The organism is Aeribacillus sp. FSL k6-2211, assembly GCF_037966125.1.
GTDB classification, from domain to species: Bacteria; Bacillota; Bacilli; order Bacillales; family Aeribacillaceae; genus Aeribacillus; species Aeribacillus composti.
In genome coordinates this window covers 1,877,538-1,893,176 of sequence record NZ_CP150190.1, presented here as the reverse complement: position 1 = coordinate 1,893,176, position 15,639 = coordinate 1,877,538, and the positions used below count along the sequence as shown (strand labels likewise).

The following is a 15,639-nucleotide window of genomic DNA, read 5'->3' as shown; positions in this document are numbered from 1 at the left end:
CTAAATGGATTGTAAGCGTTTCATCAATGAATCCCGAAAGCTTTCCGATAGTTCGTCCACACGAAGAATTTGTTCAATTCCTTCTTTATTTGTTTTATCATGAAACATGATTTGATTCGCAAAAGAAACCGTTATGTTTAGCGGATGTTTTTCAATGAGCTGCAAGCTTGATTGTGTCTCCACCCAGCCTTCTTTCAGCACCCGAAAATAAAAACCGGTATAACCAGTATTTTGAACACGAAGCGGCAAGTCATTCACCCTGTGCTTTTTGGCAATCTTATGGCATGGCTGCCGAGGCTGGCTAACTTGCACAACCGCTTCCCCTAATTGGAACGTATCACCGATGCAAACTTCTGTTTCCAACAAGCCTTTTACTGTCAAATTTTCACCAAATGCCACCACATCCAGCTTTCTTTCAAGCTCATGCTCCCAATAGGCATAATGATCATACGGATAAACGCATACCGCTTTATCTCTACCGCCATGATGAACAAGATCTGCCTGACCATCGCCTGAAAAATTAAGAAATGACAAAAAAACCGGTCCATCAACAGGCTGCTTTTGAATTCCAGTGACGAATTCTTTGCCGTTATATATGAAATTTTTCGGTTTTCCTACATTTATAGAAATAATTTCATAAGTTTTTGCTTCCATTTTGATCAACTCCATTAATTCTTTAAGATCTTCCAACTTCGTTTGGGAGCAGCAATAGATTATCGTTAAGCGGCAAGTCTGCAGTTTGTATGATTTTCAAAAAATCATACAGGATAAAAAAATCTATTCCAGTGCTGTAACCTCCTAAAATGGTTAAAAAGCTGAATTGGGAACAACAAAACAAAAACTAGCATAGTTTATAGTGAGCTTTTTTATTGTCTACTAGATAGATGCGCTCTTTTTGAAGAAACTTCCATTTTGTCTATTTTTTATTCATAATAAACTCGTTAATGAGACGCTTCACTTTTTCAGCAGATTGTTGAAATAACTCTTTTTCCTTTTGTTCGATTTCCCATTCAAGGATGCTTTGGATGCCTGTATGATTCACTGTTAGAGGTACACCTAAACTAATGCCAGAAACGTCATATTCTCCGTTTAATACCGCAGAACCGATTGCTGTCGACGTTTTTGGTTGAAGCAGCTGATCAATCAGCCTTTCCATACCGACGGCAGACGTCCACCCGGTTGTTCGGTTTATGCCTAGGTCATTGAAGTTTCGAAACCAATTTGTCAGCTTTTCTTTAACTTGAATTTTCTGATCTTCTGATAAAAGCAGCGGCTTATAGTTTACTTTGACTTGGCTGAAAAGCGGAACTTGTGTTTCTCCGTGCTCACCTATAACAGGGCTTGATACTTTATCATTCTCGTGTAGCTTTAGAACTCGGCGAAGCGCCCATTCAAACCTGTAGGAGTCATTCATGGTGTATCCGATTAATTTTTTCTTATCAAATTGAAACGTATGAACTAAATAGTAATTCAGAACATCGACTGGATTGGAAGCGGTGATAATCAAAGCGTTTGGGGCATGTTTTGCGACGGCTTCTCCGATTTGACGAAACAATTGCAAGTTTCCTTCTAAAAACTCATCTCTAGAAGAAATATCGGTTCGGTTTGGGATGCCTGCCGTAATGATGACGATATTAGAGTGCTTTAAATCGTGAAAAGTCCCTTTATAAATCGTTTTGGACGGATAAGCATTTTCCATATCCATTAAATGATTGAGCAGCAGCTTTTCATTTTGATCGATGAGACAAATTTCATCGATCGCTTTTTTCCCTGCTAATTTGAAAGCGATGGCGGCTCCAAGAGTTCCTGCTCCGCCAATGATCGTAATTTTGCACATTTTCTTTTCCCCCTTTGCAGCCGTTAAGATTCTACTCCACGTCAAACAGGCAGCATGACCCGTTTTGACATTGAATACACAAATTTCCCCGTCTTGTCAATGGATCATCTCTGAAAAAGTGCACCTTTTTAAAACAAGCTCGTCTCTTTTTGACTAAAATCACAAAGTCAGGCACTACTGATTTTGAATACCACGGACGATATTATGGTATTTTCCGCAAAAGTCGAATTAAATCTTGAATTTCTTCTTCTGTAAATGCGTTGAATTTGGAACGCATATATTGAATCAAGTCCTGTTGAACCGCTATGATGGTTTCTTCTCCTTTTTTTGTTAAAGAGATTTGGACAATTCGGCGGTCCTTCTTTGATCTATTCCGTTCGATGTAGCCTTTTTCGATTAGCTGATCAGTAATACCTGTGAGGAAACTGGGAGATATATCAGATTCTTGGGAAATGGTAGATAGTTTTTGAGGGCCGTTTTTCAGCAAAAACTTCATAATAAAAAATTCATTTCTTGACAAGCCATATTTTTTCCCCATTGTATAAAAATTTCGCAAATCACGAAAAATCCTTATAAATTCGTTCTCTAATTCCGTCATGGAGGAGGATGTCGGATTCATAATATTACTTTCCCTTCCTTTCACATATATAAAGGGTGTCCTCTGCCGGACATCCCCGTTTCATTCATTATATCTTTGTTTATAACTCTTGGGAAGATGCTTCGGTTTTAACTTTTGCTGCTTCGAACGAGCTTTCCTGGAGCGTTTTCTTTGGTGTTTTTAAGAAAAAGGAAAGAACTAGCGCGATGAATGCCAAAACGGTCGCAATGTAAAATGCATCGTTGATCCCTTCGATGGTTGATTGCTGCAATGCCTGCCCTAAAAGTGCCTGAGCACCAATAGTTTGACCAGCATGTGCAGAAAGTCCGGCTGATTGAGCCATACTGCTGCCAAGTGCTTGCAGCTGATTCATCAACATTGGATCAGTTTTTGACACAAGATTCGTATAATCTGATAAATGATTTGTTGATTGCTGTGTCATAACCGTTACTAATAATGCGGTTCCAATAGATCCAGCCACTTGGCGTATCGTATTCGACATGGCTGTTCCATGGGAAATCATCTTTAATGGCAGCTGATTCATACCGGCAGTCATGATCGGCATCATGATCAATGACATTCCGAAAGACCGCAGCATATATATTCCTAATAAGGTTGTGTAGGGCGTATCGGCCGTCAGCTGCGTGAATTCATATGTTCCATATGTTGTAATGGCCAAACCGACAATTGCTAATCCTCTTACACCATATCGATCGAAAATTTTTCCTGCTATCGGCCCCATTAATCCCATGATCATTGCTCCTGGAAGCAATAATAAACCCGATTCAATCGGTGTAAAACCGCGAATATTTTGTAAATAAATCGGGAGAAGCAGCATTCCTCCAAATAATGCCATAGTAACAATCGAGTTGATAATTAATGTGAACGTAAAGAGGTTGTACTTAAATACTCTTAGTTCAAGCAGAGGTTTTTCCACATTCAATTGTCTTACGGCAAAGAAAATTAAAAAAACAACTCCGACCATTAAGCTGATGATAACTTCCGCGCTTGACCATCCTTTGCTTCCAGCCTCGCTAAACCCGTATAAAATGCCGCCGAATCCAATACTTGAATAAACAATCCCTTGGATATCAAACGTCGGGCGAGTTAATTCTTTTTCTAAACGGAACCAAATAAAGGCGAAAAAGATATCAATTAAACCGATCAAAGCCATCGCGTAGAACAAAAAATGCCAATCATAATTTTGCACAACCCATCCTGAGAGTGTCGGACCAATTGCAGGAGCCAGAATCATGGCAATCCCCATCGTCCCCATGGCTGTTCCTCTTTTTTCAGGAGGAAAAACAGTCAAAAAAATGTTCATGCCAAGCGGCATTAAAATTCCTGCACCAATCGCCTGAATAATTCTGCCAATCATCACCAATGGAAATGTTGCTGATACGGCACAAACGAGCGATCCAATTGTAAACGAGATCATCGCTGTAATAAACAGCTTGCGAAAACCGAAATTTTCAACTAAAAATGCGCTGATCGGTATTAAAATTCCGTTTGCAAGCATAAAGCCTGTCATCAGCCATTGTGCTGTTGTCGCATTGACATTTAAATCCGTCATCATGACCGGAAGCGCTACATTTAAAATTGTTTGGTTCAAAATCGCAATGAACATTCCAAACATTAAAACGAACAGCACTTTTCCAACCGGCACTTCCTTATCAAGTGCTTCCTCTTTTTTTGTATGCCAGTTTTTCTTTCTGACAAGGAAAACATTCATGACGATCAGCACAATCAGAGTGAAAAACGTATAACTGATGATAAACGGCATGCTTCCACCTCCTTCAGTTTATATGGTTAAATCATTTATTTATGGATGCGTACTTTTGCATTCATTCCCGGCATAATTCCTAGCCCTTTTGCATCCGCAATAGATATTTTCACAGGAATCACCTGTGTTACTTTCGTATAGTTTGCGTCCGCATTTTCACTTGGAAGCAATGAGAAGACGCTAGCTGTTGCTTTTCCGATTTGCTCTACTTTTCCCGAAAGTTTAGACTCGCTGTACCCGTCGATGTAAATATCAACATCTTGACCAACTTTTACATCCCCAATAATGGTTTCTTTAATATTGGCAGTGATCCATAAATGATCGAAATCATATGCATATGCCAAAGGGGTACCAGCTGCCACAAATGAATTTTCTACCGCATTTGTTTGGACAATCGTTCCGGACTGGGGCATTTGAATGCTGACAGGTTCATCCTCCCCAGGTACGGCTAATTTTCCAATGACTTTATCTTTCTGAAATTGTGCTCCAACCTTTCCATCAAATTTTGTCAAGACTCCGGAAGCAGGGGCGGCGATCACTAATTGCTGTCCGTCCACTTTTGCGTAATCTGTTTTAATATAGTTGACCGACTCATTGTAATAATAGAATCCGGCAAAACCTCCTAAAACCAAAACAACGAGAACAACAATATTTAATATGACCAACTTTTTCACATTCATTTTTTATCCCCCTTACAAAAAAAATATTCATTAAATAAATATTTCATTTTGTGAAATATTTATAAACTGCATTATTTATCATATGACAATCGTTTATCCGAGTCAATGTTTTTCGTGTACCGAAATATATATATAAAAATGACCCAGACAGTACAATGGGCTGTTTGGGTCATTTTGTCCAAAAAGCATAATCATGTTCCATTCGATTTTTGATAAAAAGCTGCTGAAAACATTCATGAAAGTCCAAGACAAACGAACGAAATCTCAAAAAGAAAACGGTTTAAATAAATCACATTGTAAAAATGCTGCATGAATAGGAAAAGAGCAGCTATGATAAAAGCGATTCCCAGCCCAAGATTTATTTTCCCAACTAGTGTAAAATTTTTTATTTCAATTCCTCCAAACAATCACGTTTTCAAATAAACGTTACATGACAGGCGAATTTAAACTTGAAATATCGACTTTTTGTTTCCCTACTTTTAAGAATACCATAGTCATATCATCTTTTTGCGGAACGCCTTCTGTAAATTTATGAATCGATTCCAGCACTTTTTTTTCAATCTCCCCAGCATTTTTATCCTGATTTTGTTTTAACGTTTCGATCAGCCGTGCCAATGTAAATTGCTCGCCGCGTTTATTCTGCGCCTCAATGATTCCGTCTGTATAAAAGAAAATTGAATCATGTTCAAATAATTGGATCGATTCTTCATGGTAAATTTGATTAGGAAGACCGCCAATCATAAGCCCTTTCACTTTTGGAAGCTCATGTACCGCATCGCCTCTTATAATCAGCGGAAGATGATGGCCGGCATTTGCATATGTAAACGTTCCCGACAGCGGATCCCAATCGGCACAGAAAACGGTAACAAAAGATTTTAACTTTCTCAAATCATTGTATAACGCTTTGTTCATTGAAGTCAGCGTCTTTCCGGGGCTTTGCGTGCTTTCAGCGGCTGTCCGAAAGGCGCCGCGCGTTAAGATCATGAGCATCGCAGCAGGAATCCCTTTTCCCATCACATCCCCAATAACGATGCGCACTTTTCCGTTGACAAGCGGATAAAAGTCGTAATAATCCCCGCCAATTAATCGGGCAGGTATAGAATAGCCAAATACCTCTCCCCCTTCGATCGATGGAGCATGCCCGTTCAACAACGTTGTTTGTATCGTCCGTGCCAAGTTTATTTCCCTTTGCAGCATTTGTTCCTTTCTCTTAACATCTTCTATCGTATAGGAAGATTGCTGATACGTTAAAAAGTCTCTTTGCATCAAACAACCTCCCCTTGAATCGATTTTAAAATTTCGTATAATCCAACTGTTTCAAATAAATGGTTTGTGAAATCATTCATACCTTTAAAAACTAATTTTATGTTTTTTTCTTGAGATAAATAAATTAAATCGATGATTTCACCAATTCCGGATGAATCAATGAATTCCAAATAGCTAAAATCAATCGTCAATACTTGAAAATTGCCGATTTCATTAAAATGTGCATGAAACACATGAGCCGTTGAAATATCTAAAACTCCTTTAATGTATAATGTGAGGCTTTGATCTTGAATTTCCTTTTGAACCGTAAGACCCATACATACCCTCCTTAGCAGAAAAACTGAGCAATTCATTTTCACCTTTATGTGTTTCATGATTCTTGAACTTTAAATTTATTTATTTTATTTTCTAAATCCTTTGAAAGGTTGTCTAATTGAATAATAATTTCATTCAATTGCTGTATCGCATCAAAAGAAGATAAATTCATTTCCGTAACTTTTTTGACATTTTGTTTCATCAAATCATTCAGTTTTATGAGTTGATGACTTGATTGAATAATAAAATTAGAGACATGATGGAATTCAAGATGATTCGCTTCTTTTAGTTTTTCAAATTGTTGATTGATATTTTCATAGTTTTGTCGCATTTCTTTCACCTCTAATTCTATTTCGTGAAAAATTTCCCGCGATTCCTTTGTCATGGTTGTTGAAACTTCGTCCATGACATGAAAGTAAGAGTGCACTGTCTCTGATAAAACGTTTGAAACGAGCCTTAATGTTTCAATATCGTTTTTAATATCGACAATTAATTGGCTGATGCGGTTAGTCATTTCATTTAAATGGGCAGCAATATCACCGAATTCATTTTTCTGATCGACATGAATTTCTTCGGTCAAATCGCCTGCTGCAATTTTATTAATATAACGGTGAATAGTAGGGATCGGAGTTAAATATTTTTTCGTAATGACCTGCAAAACGAAAAATATAATGACAAAGGCAGCAACAAATGACAGGACAAACAAAAAAATGATATTATGAAAAAACTTTGTGCCAGCGCTTAAGTCGGTGACAATCGTAATAACCCTGTCATTTGGAATTGGCAGATAATATTTCCGATAGTTTTCCCCCAGTTTCACTGACTCCATTTGATTTTCTTTCAGAACTTTTTGAATATAAAAATGATCTTTTTCATGCTTATATGAATTTTTTCCATATAATATCGGCGCATCTCTTTCCGGTTCAATAATATCTCGATTTTCGCTCCGAAGCAGTACATTGGCATTTATAACCGCAATTTCTTCGATTTCACTTTCTTTAAATTTTAAAATGGAATGAATAAGCGCTTCAGGATCCGAATGCTTCGTTGCATGATAAATTTCAGAATCAAGAATATACGGATTAATCATAAATTCAGTTGTTCCGTCATAATAATAGGCATATTTAAAATATTTGTTTTCCCAGTCTGATTTGGAGATCGGACCAACCCAATAATGTTCTTGATAATAACCTTTCCCTACTGTTACAGGCTTACCTGACATCAGTTGTTGAAAAGCATCATACCAATACCCCCACTCTTTTGTGCTTAAACCAATTTCATTTGGGTCTGAAGATTGGGCAATGATTATATCATCATTTCTTCTTACCAATAAAGAAATATTGTACACATCATATTTATTGCGCAATGCAATTAAATCTTGCTGAGTCACTTCCTCGATCGTTTTCCCGCGCAATTCTTTTGCAATCTCTTTTGAAATTAAATGCAGCTTTTCGTCAATTAAACGTTCAACCGTTTTTTTGGAATTTTCGCTGATTTCAATCGCGCTTTTTAAAATGTTTGCTGTTCGTAACACATCATTTCTATGAAAATGATCAAATTCTTTCTCCATCTGCCTGACAAAAATAAAGATGAAAATAGAACAAATAATAATCGGAATAAGCGCAATCATTGTAATAATTTGACCAATGATCGTTTTATTCTTTAAGAAATTCATCCGCATTCACTCCGAACGAAAGGATCAAGTACTTGATTGCAAAATGATCTTTATCATAATGGAATGTTTTTTCTTCTCTCTATGAGTCGATCCTTTAAATCTACTTCTAAAATAATCGTCGTTCCTTCTGTACTTGTATATATTGAAATTTTATCCATCATTTTTAACATAATGCTGAAACCGTGCCCAAATGACCGTTTGCTGGAATAACCTTCTAACAATATTGATTTCGGCAGTTCGCTTAATTTGATGCCATTTCCTTTATCTTCTACAATCACTTTTAACCAATCATGGTTCAAATAAACCTTCATTTTTCCTTCAACCGCATGCTTTAATACATTTGTTACAGCTTCAGAAATAGATAAGAGCACATTATATCTTTTCTTTTCTGAAATATGCCGATCTTTTAACAACTGGTCAATAAATGTTCTACATGCCGCAACATCATTTTTTTCAGAAACAGGAAATTCTGCAATTTTCTCACCTTGATTAAAGCTTTTTAATTCTTCCCGTTCAATCAGAGTCAATTTTCCTTGTGTGACGGCGTATAAACAATCACGGTAAATTGTACGTATCCTCAATTCTTGTTTTCTCTCATATTCTCGTAAATGACTTACATCAAACAATAGACATAATATTTTCTTTTCCAAACAGATCCAATGAACGTTATACATTTTCCGACTTGGAACATCTTCAATAAATTCATGTGCATATCCATTTTGAATAGGATGATTCGTAATCAGGCTTTTGATTTGTTGTTCACAAGGAATCTGAACTTTTTCGCCATTTATATGATAGAAGCTGCCATTTTGATAAAATACAGCTTGTACAACAGCAAAATCTTTCAGAAGCTTCGAGCCTTTATATTTTATATCGTGAAAGTGCTGCTGATTTTGAGCCTGAATCAATCCCGGATGATGATCTTTGCCTGCCTTTTTGAAATCAGCTATTTTTAAAACAATTTCTACTAATTTTGGATCAAGTTTTGTATTCTTTAAATTTTGAAAAGCTTTCTTTTGATTGATAATTCCAGAAGAATGCATCAATTTGTCATACTCATTTGCCGCAGCAATAATGCGGGCTCCCAATGGAATTTCTTCTCCTTTTTTTCCATCCGGATAGCCGTTTCCATCCCATTGTTCGTGATGAAAACGGACATACTGGGCAGCTTTTTCGATTCCCATTATTGCTGAAACCATCTTTGCCCCTAACTCGGAATGTTGTTTATAAAGCTTTTCTTCTTCAAGCGTAAGAGCCCCGTGCTTCTGAAAAATTTCATGCTCCATTTGTATTTTTCCAATATCATGCAACAAGGCAGCGTAATGAACAGCATCAACATGTTTGGGGCTTAACTTTAACTCTTCTGCGATGCGGCGTGCTAAATCTCCTACCCTTTTAGAATGCCCCTTCGGCAAATGAACTTTTTGTTCCATATACTGTGTAATATTTTCTAAGGTGGCCAAATGGTTTTTTCTATGACGAACTAGTACTTGAGCAATGGATCGAGCGAATAAAAAAACAGCGACAGCAAAGATCGTTTCAAACCAAAATGGAAAAGGCTGTTGATCGTAATCAATAGCAGCAAGCCGAAATCCTAAAATAAATGTCACAGCAAATGCTAACAATGTATCATTCATCTCTGTTTTCAAAACATCCGAAAAATTTTGAGAGAAAACGAGACTCTTATAGATCACTGTAATGGTAAAAAAGATGAAAAAATATATAAACGTTGTGCATGCAAATGCGAAAACGGAGGTTATATATGTAAAAACGCCGAGTTTGCCAAAAAAATACTCAAATACAAATCCTGACAAAAAAACAGCAACCGCACATTGACTAGCCTGAAATAACCAAGAAATAAAGCTTAATTTGCTATTGTATAATAAGAATAAAGAAGCGATGAGAACAACAATCACAGCTTCCGGAATTCCCATTTGAACAAGAACCACAATGTTAAAAATGCTTGAACAAGAAAGCTTCTTACCATTGCGGAGTTCGATAGGAAATATTTCTAATATCCCTGCAAGAATCGCTATTAAAATGGCAAATGGTATATGTGTTTTCTCTAAACTCCATAATTGTATTAGAATAATGGGCAGGCCAAAGCCGATGACAATAAGCATGAACCCTTTCTCTTTCAACAAGATCGGCATGTATGATACACCTTTCTTTTAAAAACTCGGGTCAGACATATTTTACGAATTGAATGAAAAATCCCCGAATAATTTTTAAAGCTTTTTCAATATAAAAAAGAAAAAATCCATTTTAGAACTTCTCCCTCGCAAATATCATGCCCTTAACAATCCGTGCACCTCTTGTATTTTCAATTTCGAAATGTAGGCAACTTTATCGCTTCCAGAAAAATGGGCGGCATACGTTTCGCCTTGTGGTTCAATTTTTATGATCTTTTTCAAATTAACAATATAGGAACGATGAGTTTTATAGAAATTACAAGGCAATTTCCCTTCTATTTCTTGCAGGGATTCGTTTGTTTCGTGTTGATGTTCTGCAGTATGAAACACCGTTTTTCTTCCGTTCTTCTCAATAAAAAGGATGTCGTCCGATGAGATGTAATGAAAGGTTTGATTCGATTTAATCGAAAGCTTTTTAATCTCTTTAAATGGATGCTTGTTTAATAATTTTTTCTCTATTTCAATCGCTTTTTTCGCCTTTTCAAGCGCCGTAAATAATCGAGTCCGTTCAATTGGCTTTACGATATAATCTGTAGCAGACAGATTAAATGCCTCAACAGCAAATTCATCATACCCAGTTGTAAAGATGACTTGCAAGGACGGATGTATTTCTTTACATATTTTCATAGCTTCCATTCCGTTAATTTTCGGCATATCGACATCAACTAAAACAATATCAGGAATTTTCTTCATAAATCGTTGAATTAATTCTTCTCCGTCAGCTGCCTCACAGACGATTTCATATTGGGGGAACAATTGAATAAAATGGGATAAAATCAGTCTTGAAGGGTGATCATCATCTGCAATAATCAGTTTGTATTTCTCCATAAATCTCCACCTCGTTGCTCTAGTTTGCGTGCCGTCTTTTTGAGTTTATTGTGTATTCTGCATGGATGATGATGTTCCTTTTCAAAAGGAAAGCATGAATTGCGGATGAAACCGGCATCTTTCCTTGTTGGATGTCTCCATGATGCAGACAGCGTCTTCGATGTTTATCCAAGTACATAAAATGCTGAAAAGCCGTTTTGCTTTATGAATTTCACATAAATATTTTCATAAAATAAGTTTTTCATTATAATCAAATTTTGTCGCCGAAAAGATGCTTGCAAGCTGCGAAAAAGTTGAAATGCGTCGATTTCTTGCAAGGATCGTTCTGCAATTCAAATCTTTTCCCGATATAAAACCGCCTGGATGCCAATTTGAAATAAAAATTATTTTAACAGAAACATTATAGAAAAAATTTGATTTTTCCCCGGGCTCACAACTCAGTCTTCAACAATCTGTAAAATACATAAAATGCCAATATTAGTATTTTTTTACATACCAAAAGGTAGAAATCGGCTGCTGATTTCTACCAATACTGCATCGTCTACATGATGTTTTCTGCTTCTAAAATAGCTCTCATCCCACTTCATTATCGTAATACCTATACAAATACATTTTCTCCTAAAATTTTATCTAATTGGAGCATATCAAATACATCTTTCACTAAAGGTTGAACGTTTTTTATTTTCACTTGAACATCCAACCCATTCTTTTTGACTGTCTCGATTAAATTTAATAACAGTCCAATCCCGGTGGAATCAACGAAAGGAACTTCTTGAAAATCAAACTCAATATTTGTATAGGTTTGCAGAGCCGGAATAATTTCTGTTTCCATTAATTCCGCGACTTCAATATCTAAATCTCCGACAAACCGGACGTATGCTTTTTCGTTCAATTGATCGAGGCTATAAGAAAACATACAAAAATTCTTCCTTTCTAAATCATGCCTGTTCGTTTTGCTGAAAAATCTTTTAATAAACGGTACGTCCTTTTCAAACGTCAATTGTTTTTATGTCGCTAAAATACAAGATTTCCATTTTTATCCAATTTCGCTATTATGTTTCTTTTCCCTTCATGAAACACATGCTTTATTTTTCCTATTTCGATGATTGTCCCTTCATTGGCATGATCAATGATAATTTTCCCATTGCTTGGCACGCTGATTTTTGTCATAACCCCGCTTTCTGAACCGCTCTCTCTCACCATGACCTCTTTTTCGGAAAATATTTCCCCACCTCTGAGGACATTTTTTATGGCGATCGTTCCACCAGCATACACTTTGCTGTTAAAACAGCCTTGTCCAGTTATAAAAATGTCCCCTCGAGAATAAATGGTGCTATTTTGAGCATACTTTAGTTTGACAAAACAGTGATCATCCTGTTCATTTTTTTGCCGCTCTAACAGTTCAGTTATTTTTTGCATGAGCTGATTGATTTTTTCGATCGTATGGTATTCATTTACAGCAGGTGAAAGAAAACATAGTCTTAACTGTTCGCTAATTGTTAGCCATTCCAATTCTAAAATATGACTCCCATTATTGCAGGTCGCAATATATTGCTTCACAAGGGTAAGCAAATTATTGAACTTTTTTTCAAGCAAAATTTTTATTAACGGCTGTAATCCTTTTGATGAATAGTCTGACATTTTATATGCAGGGAGCTTAATGACTTGATAAATGGATTTGATCAATTGATCCATTTGTTCCTGAATGCTTGTTAATAATCGAATGAGCTCAGATGAATAAATATTTTGTTTTCCCGCTGAGATTGTGCTTTTAATGAAGCTTCCATGAACGGCAATGGAATGTTTCGATGAAATTGTAGCTCCATATACATTTTTTTGAATCAAAATGTTTCCATCCGCCTCTACAACCATTCCCTCTTCCACATTTCCAAGAATGTCTAGATCACCTTTAAAACGAATGTTTCCTGATAATAAATTCACATCATGAGAATGTACAAGTTTTGGCAATATAGATATTCTGACGATTAATCCCTTTTGTTCAATCAAAGGACGGCCCGTTTCTGTAGCTAAAATTTTTTTACCTTGCTCGATAAGAGCGATTCCCTTTCCCGGCTGAATCGTAAGCGGATATGTCGGTTTAGGTGGTAAAGGTTCGTTCGTAACCGTAATTCCAGGTATTCCAGGGACAGGAGGATGTACAATAGCAATGACCTGTCCTTTTTCAACTGAAGGGAACTCCTGTTTTTCACGAAAATCGACGGTTCCGTCTTCTTTTTCTTTCACTTTTGCTCCTTTATTTAAATCAACGAGAAGCTCGATTTTTCCATTTTCCCCTTCTTTCGGTTTCATGCCAGATGCAATTGTAAATTTTCCTGGCCGGTCCGTATGAATTGCTTTAATAATCTCGTTATGGTTAAATCCATGAATAACTCGCAGCTCTTCTAGTTTTTTTAAAATTTGATTGTAATCAACTGCTGGAATCGTTTCAACAATTTCTTCTCCTTCTAATACAATATGCTCACTAGGTTCGATATCTTTCACTTTATACGTTTTTCGATACCCTGGTTCTATTTGTAAAAAAACATGCAGCTTGTCAGAGTCGATCGTAATATCCCATTTACCTTCCGTTACAACTTCATCCGTTTGAATTTTATACTCATCCATTTCTGTTACGATGGTTGTTCCGGTAATGAGTTGACCATTTTTATACAACTTTATTCCTTTTCCAACAGTAACGGTCGGGTATTTATTTGAAGCTGGCTGGCAATATAATTTTCCATCTTTTATCCACACTTTACCTTCTAATGAATTTTCTTTTATTGGTTCAGAACTTGCAAATGATTCGATTTCTAACGAATCAATGATCTGTTCTAAGGGATCCTGTTTTATAGAGCTTTGCTTAGAAGATGTTTCCTGATCATCCAGCTTTGTTAGTCTGACGATCGCCTGTTTAGAACCAATTTTCCAAAATCCTTTGCCGCCTTTTTCGATGATTTCAATCGAAACTTTCTCCTTATCAGTCCCTAAAATACTCAAACCTAGTTCGATCGCTTCCTGTATGTTTTTTCCTTTCGCTAAAACTGACTGATTCATTTGCATCTACCTCTCCATATAAAATTCAGGAGAAACATGTTCATTCATCTGTCGGAGTGCTTATCGAAAAATATCTTCAATGGTGTGGACGGCTGATTTTTCTGGTTTTCCTAATAAATTTCCTTGGCCAACAGGAACTTTTAACAATTTTGCCTTAGCTAAGTCCATCTCCTTTTCGATTCCTTCCAAGATAATAGTGATTTGTTGTTTTGCATATTGCACTAAAAGCGAGACAATGTGCTGTTTTTCTTTAGAACGATATAATTCTTTAGTAAAATGCCGATCAAGTTTAATATAGCTTGCTGAAAAATCAACAATTTGTTGTAAAACAGCCGTTCCATTTCCAACGCCATATAATGCTACATCAAAACCGTTTTTCTTTAACATGTTTATTTTATCTTTTAAATCTGGCAAGTCCCATATATGCTTTTCACTTGGTGTATGATTTATTTGAAATACAACTTTTTCTTGTATTTGAGGATATTGTTTCAATAACCGCTCGACAAATTTTTCGAATTGATGATGAATGAGTGTGGAAGGGAAAAGATTGACGAATATTAATGAATCATCCAAACGTTCAATCGGAAAACACGTAATCGCATTTAATATCGCCTTTATGTTCAGTTCATAAAGACATCCTTTTCCCCGTGCCAGTTCATATATTTTTTCTATGTCCATTTGGCCATCTGGAAAGGTTAAAAATGCCTCATATCCAAATACATTCCAATTATTTAAATCCCAAATCGGTTGATAAACTGATTCCATTTTATTGGCTGCACTGTTTCTCATCTTTTCCCTCCCTTGCCATGTTTTATGATATTTTTGTTCTATGTTCAATGTAACTGTATTCCAACTTATTGTCTAACCAGCCTCCAGCATGAGAGGAACGTATTTTGACTTAAGAAAAATGATAGAGGACAGAATATGTCAAAAATCCGACATTTTACGACTTTTTTATTCAAACTTACAAATATTGCCTTAATAGTTCTTTTTGACTAAAAATAATAGCAAAAAAGACCTATGACTAAATAATCATACTAAAATTATTTCATTTTTTTTAGCAGAAGTTTGAATCCAGAAGGAAAAGCTTCAGAATCGTCATTGTCTTGTATTCATGATTTTGTAACTAGGAAATTGTATTTATGAAAAAAAAGAAGCTGCTATGATTAGCAAGCCTCCTGTTCAAGTATGAAATTCTTCTGCTTTTATCGACATTGCCGGCAAGTTTGACGTGTTCGTCTAATAAAGTTTTTTATAATTCTCATTTCCTGTATTTCCACAAGATGGTATCTTTTGCTTAAGAAAAGGTTTTCATTATCACTGGAATGAAAAAAGCTTTGATTTTCATCAAACCTTTTACTTTTGCATATTGAATATTGCAAAACACATTGTAACAAGGCAACTGAACGGT

13 protein-coding genes are annotated in these 15,639 nt (G+C 36.1%); all 13 read right to left on the bottom strand.

Annotated elements, in window-relative coordinates:
• Nucleotides 1-654: an MOSC domain-containing protein gene (locus tag NSU19_RS09175; protein WP_063389562.1), complete on the bottom strand. Its 654-nt coding sequence runs from the start codon at nucleotides 652-654 to the stop codon at nucleotides 1-3.
• Nucleotides 655-916: 262 nt separating this feature from the next.
• Nucleotides 917-1,837 carry a hypothetical protein gene (locus NSU19_RS09170; RefSeq protein WP_094245712.1) on the bottom strand — a complete coding sequence of 307 codons (921 nt, stop codon included), beginning with the start codon at nucleotides 1,835-1,837 and terminating at the stop codon, nucleotides 917-919.
• Between the two features lie 202 nt (nucleotides 1,838-2,039).
• Entirely contained in the window at nucleotides 2,040-2,456 is a 417-nt protein-coding gene (locus tag NSU19_RS09165) for a MarR family transcriptional regulator (RefSeq protein ID WP_082829330.1), read from the bottom strand.
• 79 nt (nucleotides 2,457-2,535) lie between these two features.
• The gene (locus NSU19_RS09160; RefSeq protein WP_066246652.1) at nucleotides 2,536-4,218 is read right to left on the bottom strand and encodes a DHA2 family efflux MFS transporter permease subunit; all 1,683 of its coding nucleotides are present in this window, start codon (nucleotides 4,216-4,218) and stop codon (nucleotides 2,536-2,538) included.
• Nucleotides 4,219-4,253: 35 nt separating this feature from the next.
• The gene (locus NSU19_RS09155) at nucleotides 4,254-4,898 is read right to left on the bottom strand and encodes an HlyD family efflux transporter periplasmic adaptor subunit (protein WP_063389565.1); all 645 of its coding nucleotides are present in this window, start codon (nucleotides 4,896-4,898) and stop codon (nucleotides 4,254-4,256) included.
• 426 nt (nucleotides 4,899-5,324) lie between these two features.
• Nucleotides 5,325-6,095: a PP2C family protein-serine/threonine phosphatase gene (locus tag NSU19_RS09150; RefSeq protein WP_339199996.1), complete on the bottom strand. Its 771-nt coding sequence runs from the start codon at nucleotides 6,093-6,095 to the stop codon at nucleotides 5,325-5,327.
• Nucleotides 6,096-6,163: 68 nt separating this feature from the next.
• Nucleotides 6,164-6,481, bottom strand: coding sequence for an STAS domain-containing protein (locus NSU19_RS09145; RefSeq protein WP_063389567.1), 318 nt, complete (start codon nucleotides 6,479-6,481; stop codon nucleotides 6,164-6,166).
• A 53-nt stretch (nucleotides 6,482-6,534) separates the two neighbouring features.
• Complete coding sequence (locus NSU19_RS09140; protein WP_339199833.1) at nucleotides 6,535-8,154, bottom strand: methyl-accepting chemotaxis protein; 1,620 nt, start codon at nucleotides 8,152-8,154, stop codon at nucleotides 6,535-6,537.
• A gap of 53 nt (nucleotides 8,155-8,207) precedes the next feature.
• Entirely contained in the window at nucleotides 8,208-10,307 is a 2,100-nt protein-coding gene (locus NSU19_RS09135) for an HD domain-containing phosphohydrolase (protein WP_339199831.1), read from the bottom strand.
• A 135-nt stretch (nucleotides 10,308-10,442) separates the two neighbouring features.
• Nucleotides 10,443-11,174 (bottom strand): LytTR family DNA-binding domain-containing protein, encoded by a 732-nt coding sequence (locus NSU19_RS09130; protein ID WP_063389570.1) that lies wholly within the window; start codon nucleotides 11,172-11,174, stop codon nucleotides 10,443-10,445.
• Nucleotides 11,175-11,772: 598 nt separating this feature from the next.
• Nucleotides 11,773-12,090, bottom strand: coding sequence for an STAS domain-containing protein (locus NSU19_RS09125; RefSeq protein WP_063389572.1), 318 nt, complete (start codon nucleotides 12,088-12,090; stop codon nucleotides 11,773-11,775).
• Between the two features lie 98 nt (nucleotides 12,091-12,188).
• Nucleotides 12,189-14,228, bottom strand: coding sequence for a FapA family protein (locus NSU19_RS09120; protein ID WP_339199829.1), 2,040 nt, complete (start codon nucleotides 14,226-14,228; stop codon nucleotides 12,189-12,191).
• A gap of 60 nt (nucleotides 14,229-14,288) precedes the next feature.
• On the bottom strand, nucleotides 14,289-15,017 hold the full coding sequence (locus NSU19_RS09115) for an EAL domain-containing protein (RefSeq protein WP_066246638.1): 729 nt from the start codon (nucleotides 15,015-15,017) through the stop codon (nucleotides 14,289-14,291).
• Nucleotides 15,018-15,639 lie beyond the last annotated feature (622 nt).

Excerpts from the sequence above, each read along its gene's own strand:
- NSU19_RS09160 (WP_066246652.1), bottom strand. The coding sequence starts at position 4,218 with ATGCCGTTTATCATCAGTTATACGTTTTTCACTCTGATTGTGCTGATC.
- NSU19_RS09120 (WP_339199829.1), bottom strand. The coding sequence starts at position 14,228 with ATGAATCAGTCAGTTTTAGCGAAAGGAAAAAACATACAGGAAGCGATC.
- NSU19_RS09175 (WP_063389562.1), bottom strand. The coding sequence starts at position 654 with ATGGAAGCAAAAACTTATGAAATTATTTCTATAAATGTAGGAAAACCG.
- NSU19_RS09165 (WP_082829330.1), bottom strand. The coding sequence starts at position 2,456 with ATGAATCCGACATCCTCCTCCATGACGGAATTAGAGAACGAATTTATA.
- NSU19_RS09125 (WP_063389572.1), bottom strand. The coding sequence starts at position 12,090 with ATGTTTTCTTATAGCCTCGATCAATTGAACGAAAAAGCATACGTCCGG.
- NSU19_RS09130 (WP_063389570.1), bottom strand. The coding sequence starts at position 11,174 with ATGGAGAAATACAAACTGATTATTGCAGATGATGATCACCCTTCAAGA.
- NSU19_RS09135 (WP_339199831.1), bottom strand. The coding sequence starts at position 10,307 with ATGCCGATCTTGTTGAAAGAGAAAGGGTTCATGCTTATTGTCATCGGC.
- NSU19_RS09150 (WP_339199996.1), bottom strand. The coding sequence starts at position 6,095 with ATGCTGCAAAGGGAAATAAACTTGGCACGGACGATACAAACAACGTTG.
- NSU19_RS09155 (WP_063389565.1), bottom strand. The coding sequence starts at position 4,898 with ATGAATGTGAAAAAGTTGGTCATATTAAATATTGTTGTTCTCGTTGTT.
- NSU19_RS09115 (WP_066246638.1), bottom strand. The coding sequence starts at position 15,017 with ATGAGAAACAGTGCAGCCAATAAAATGGAATCAGTTTATCAACCGATT.
- NSU19_RS09170 (WP_094245712.1), bottom strand. The coding sequence starts at position 1,837 with ATGTGCAAAATTACGATCATTGGCGGAGCAGGAACTCTTGGAGCCGCC.
- NSU19_RS09145 (WP_063389567.1), bottom strand. The coding sequence starts at position 6,481 with ATGGGTCTTACGGTTCAAAAGGAAATTCAAGATCAAAGCCTCACATTA.
- NSU19_RS09140 (WP_339199833.1), bottom strand. The coding sequence starts at position 8,154 with ATGAATTTCTTAAAGAATAAAACGATCATTGGTCAAATTATTACAATG.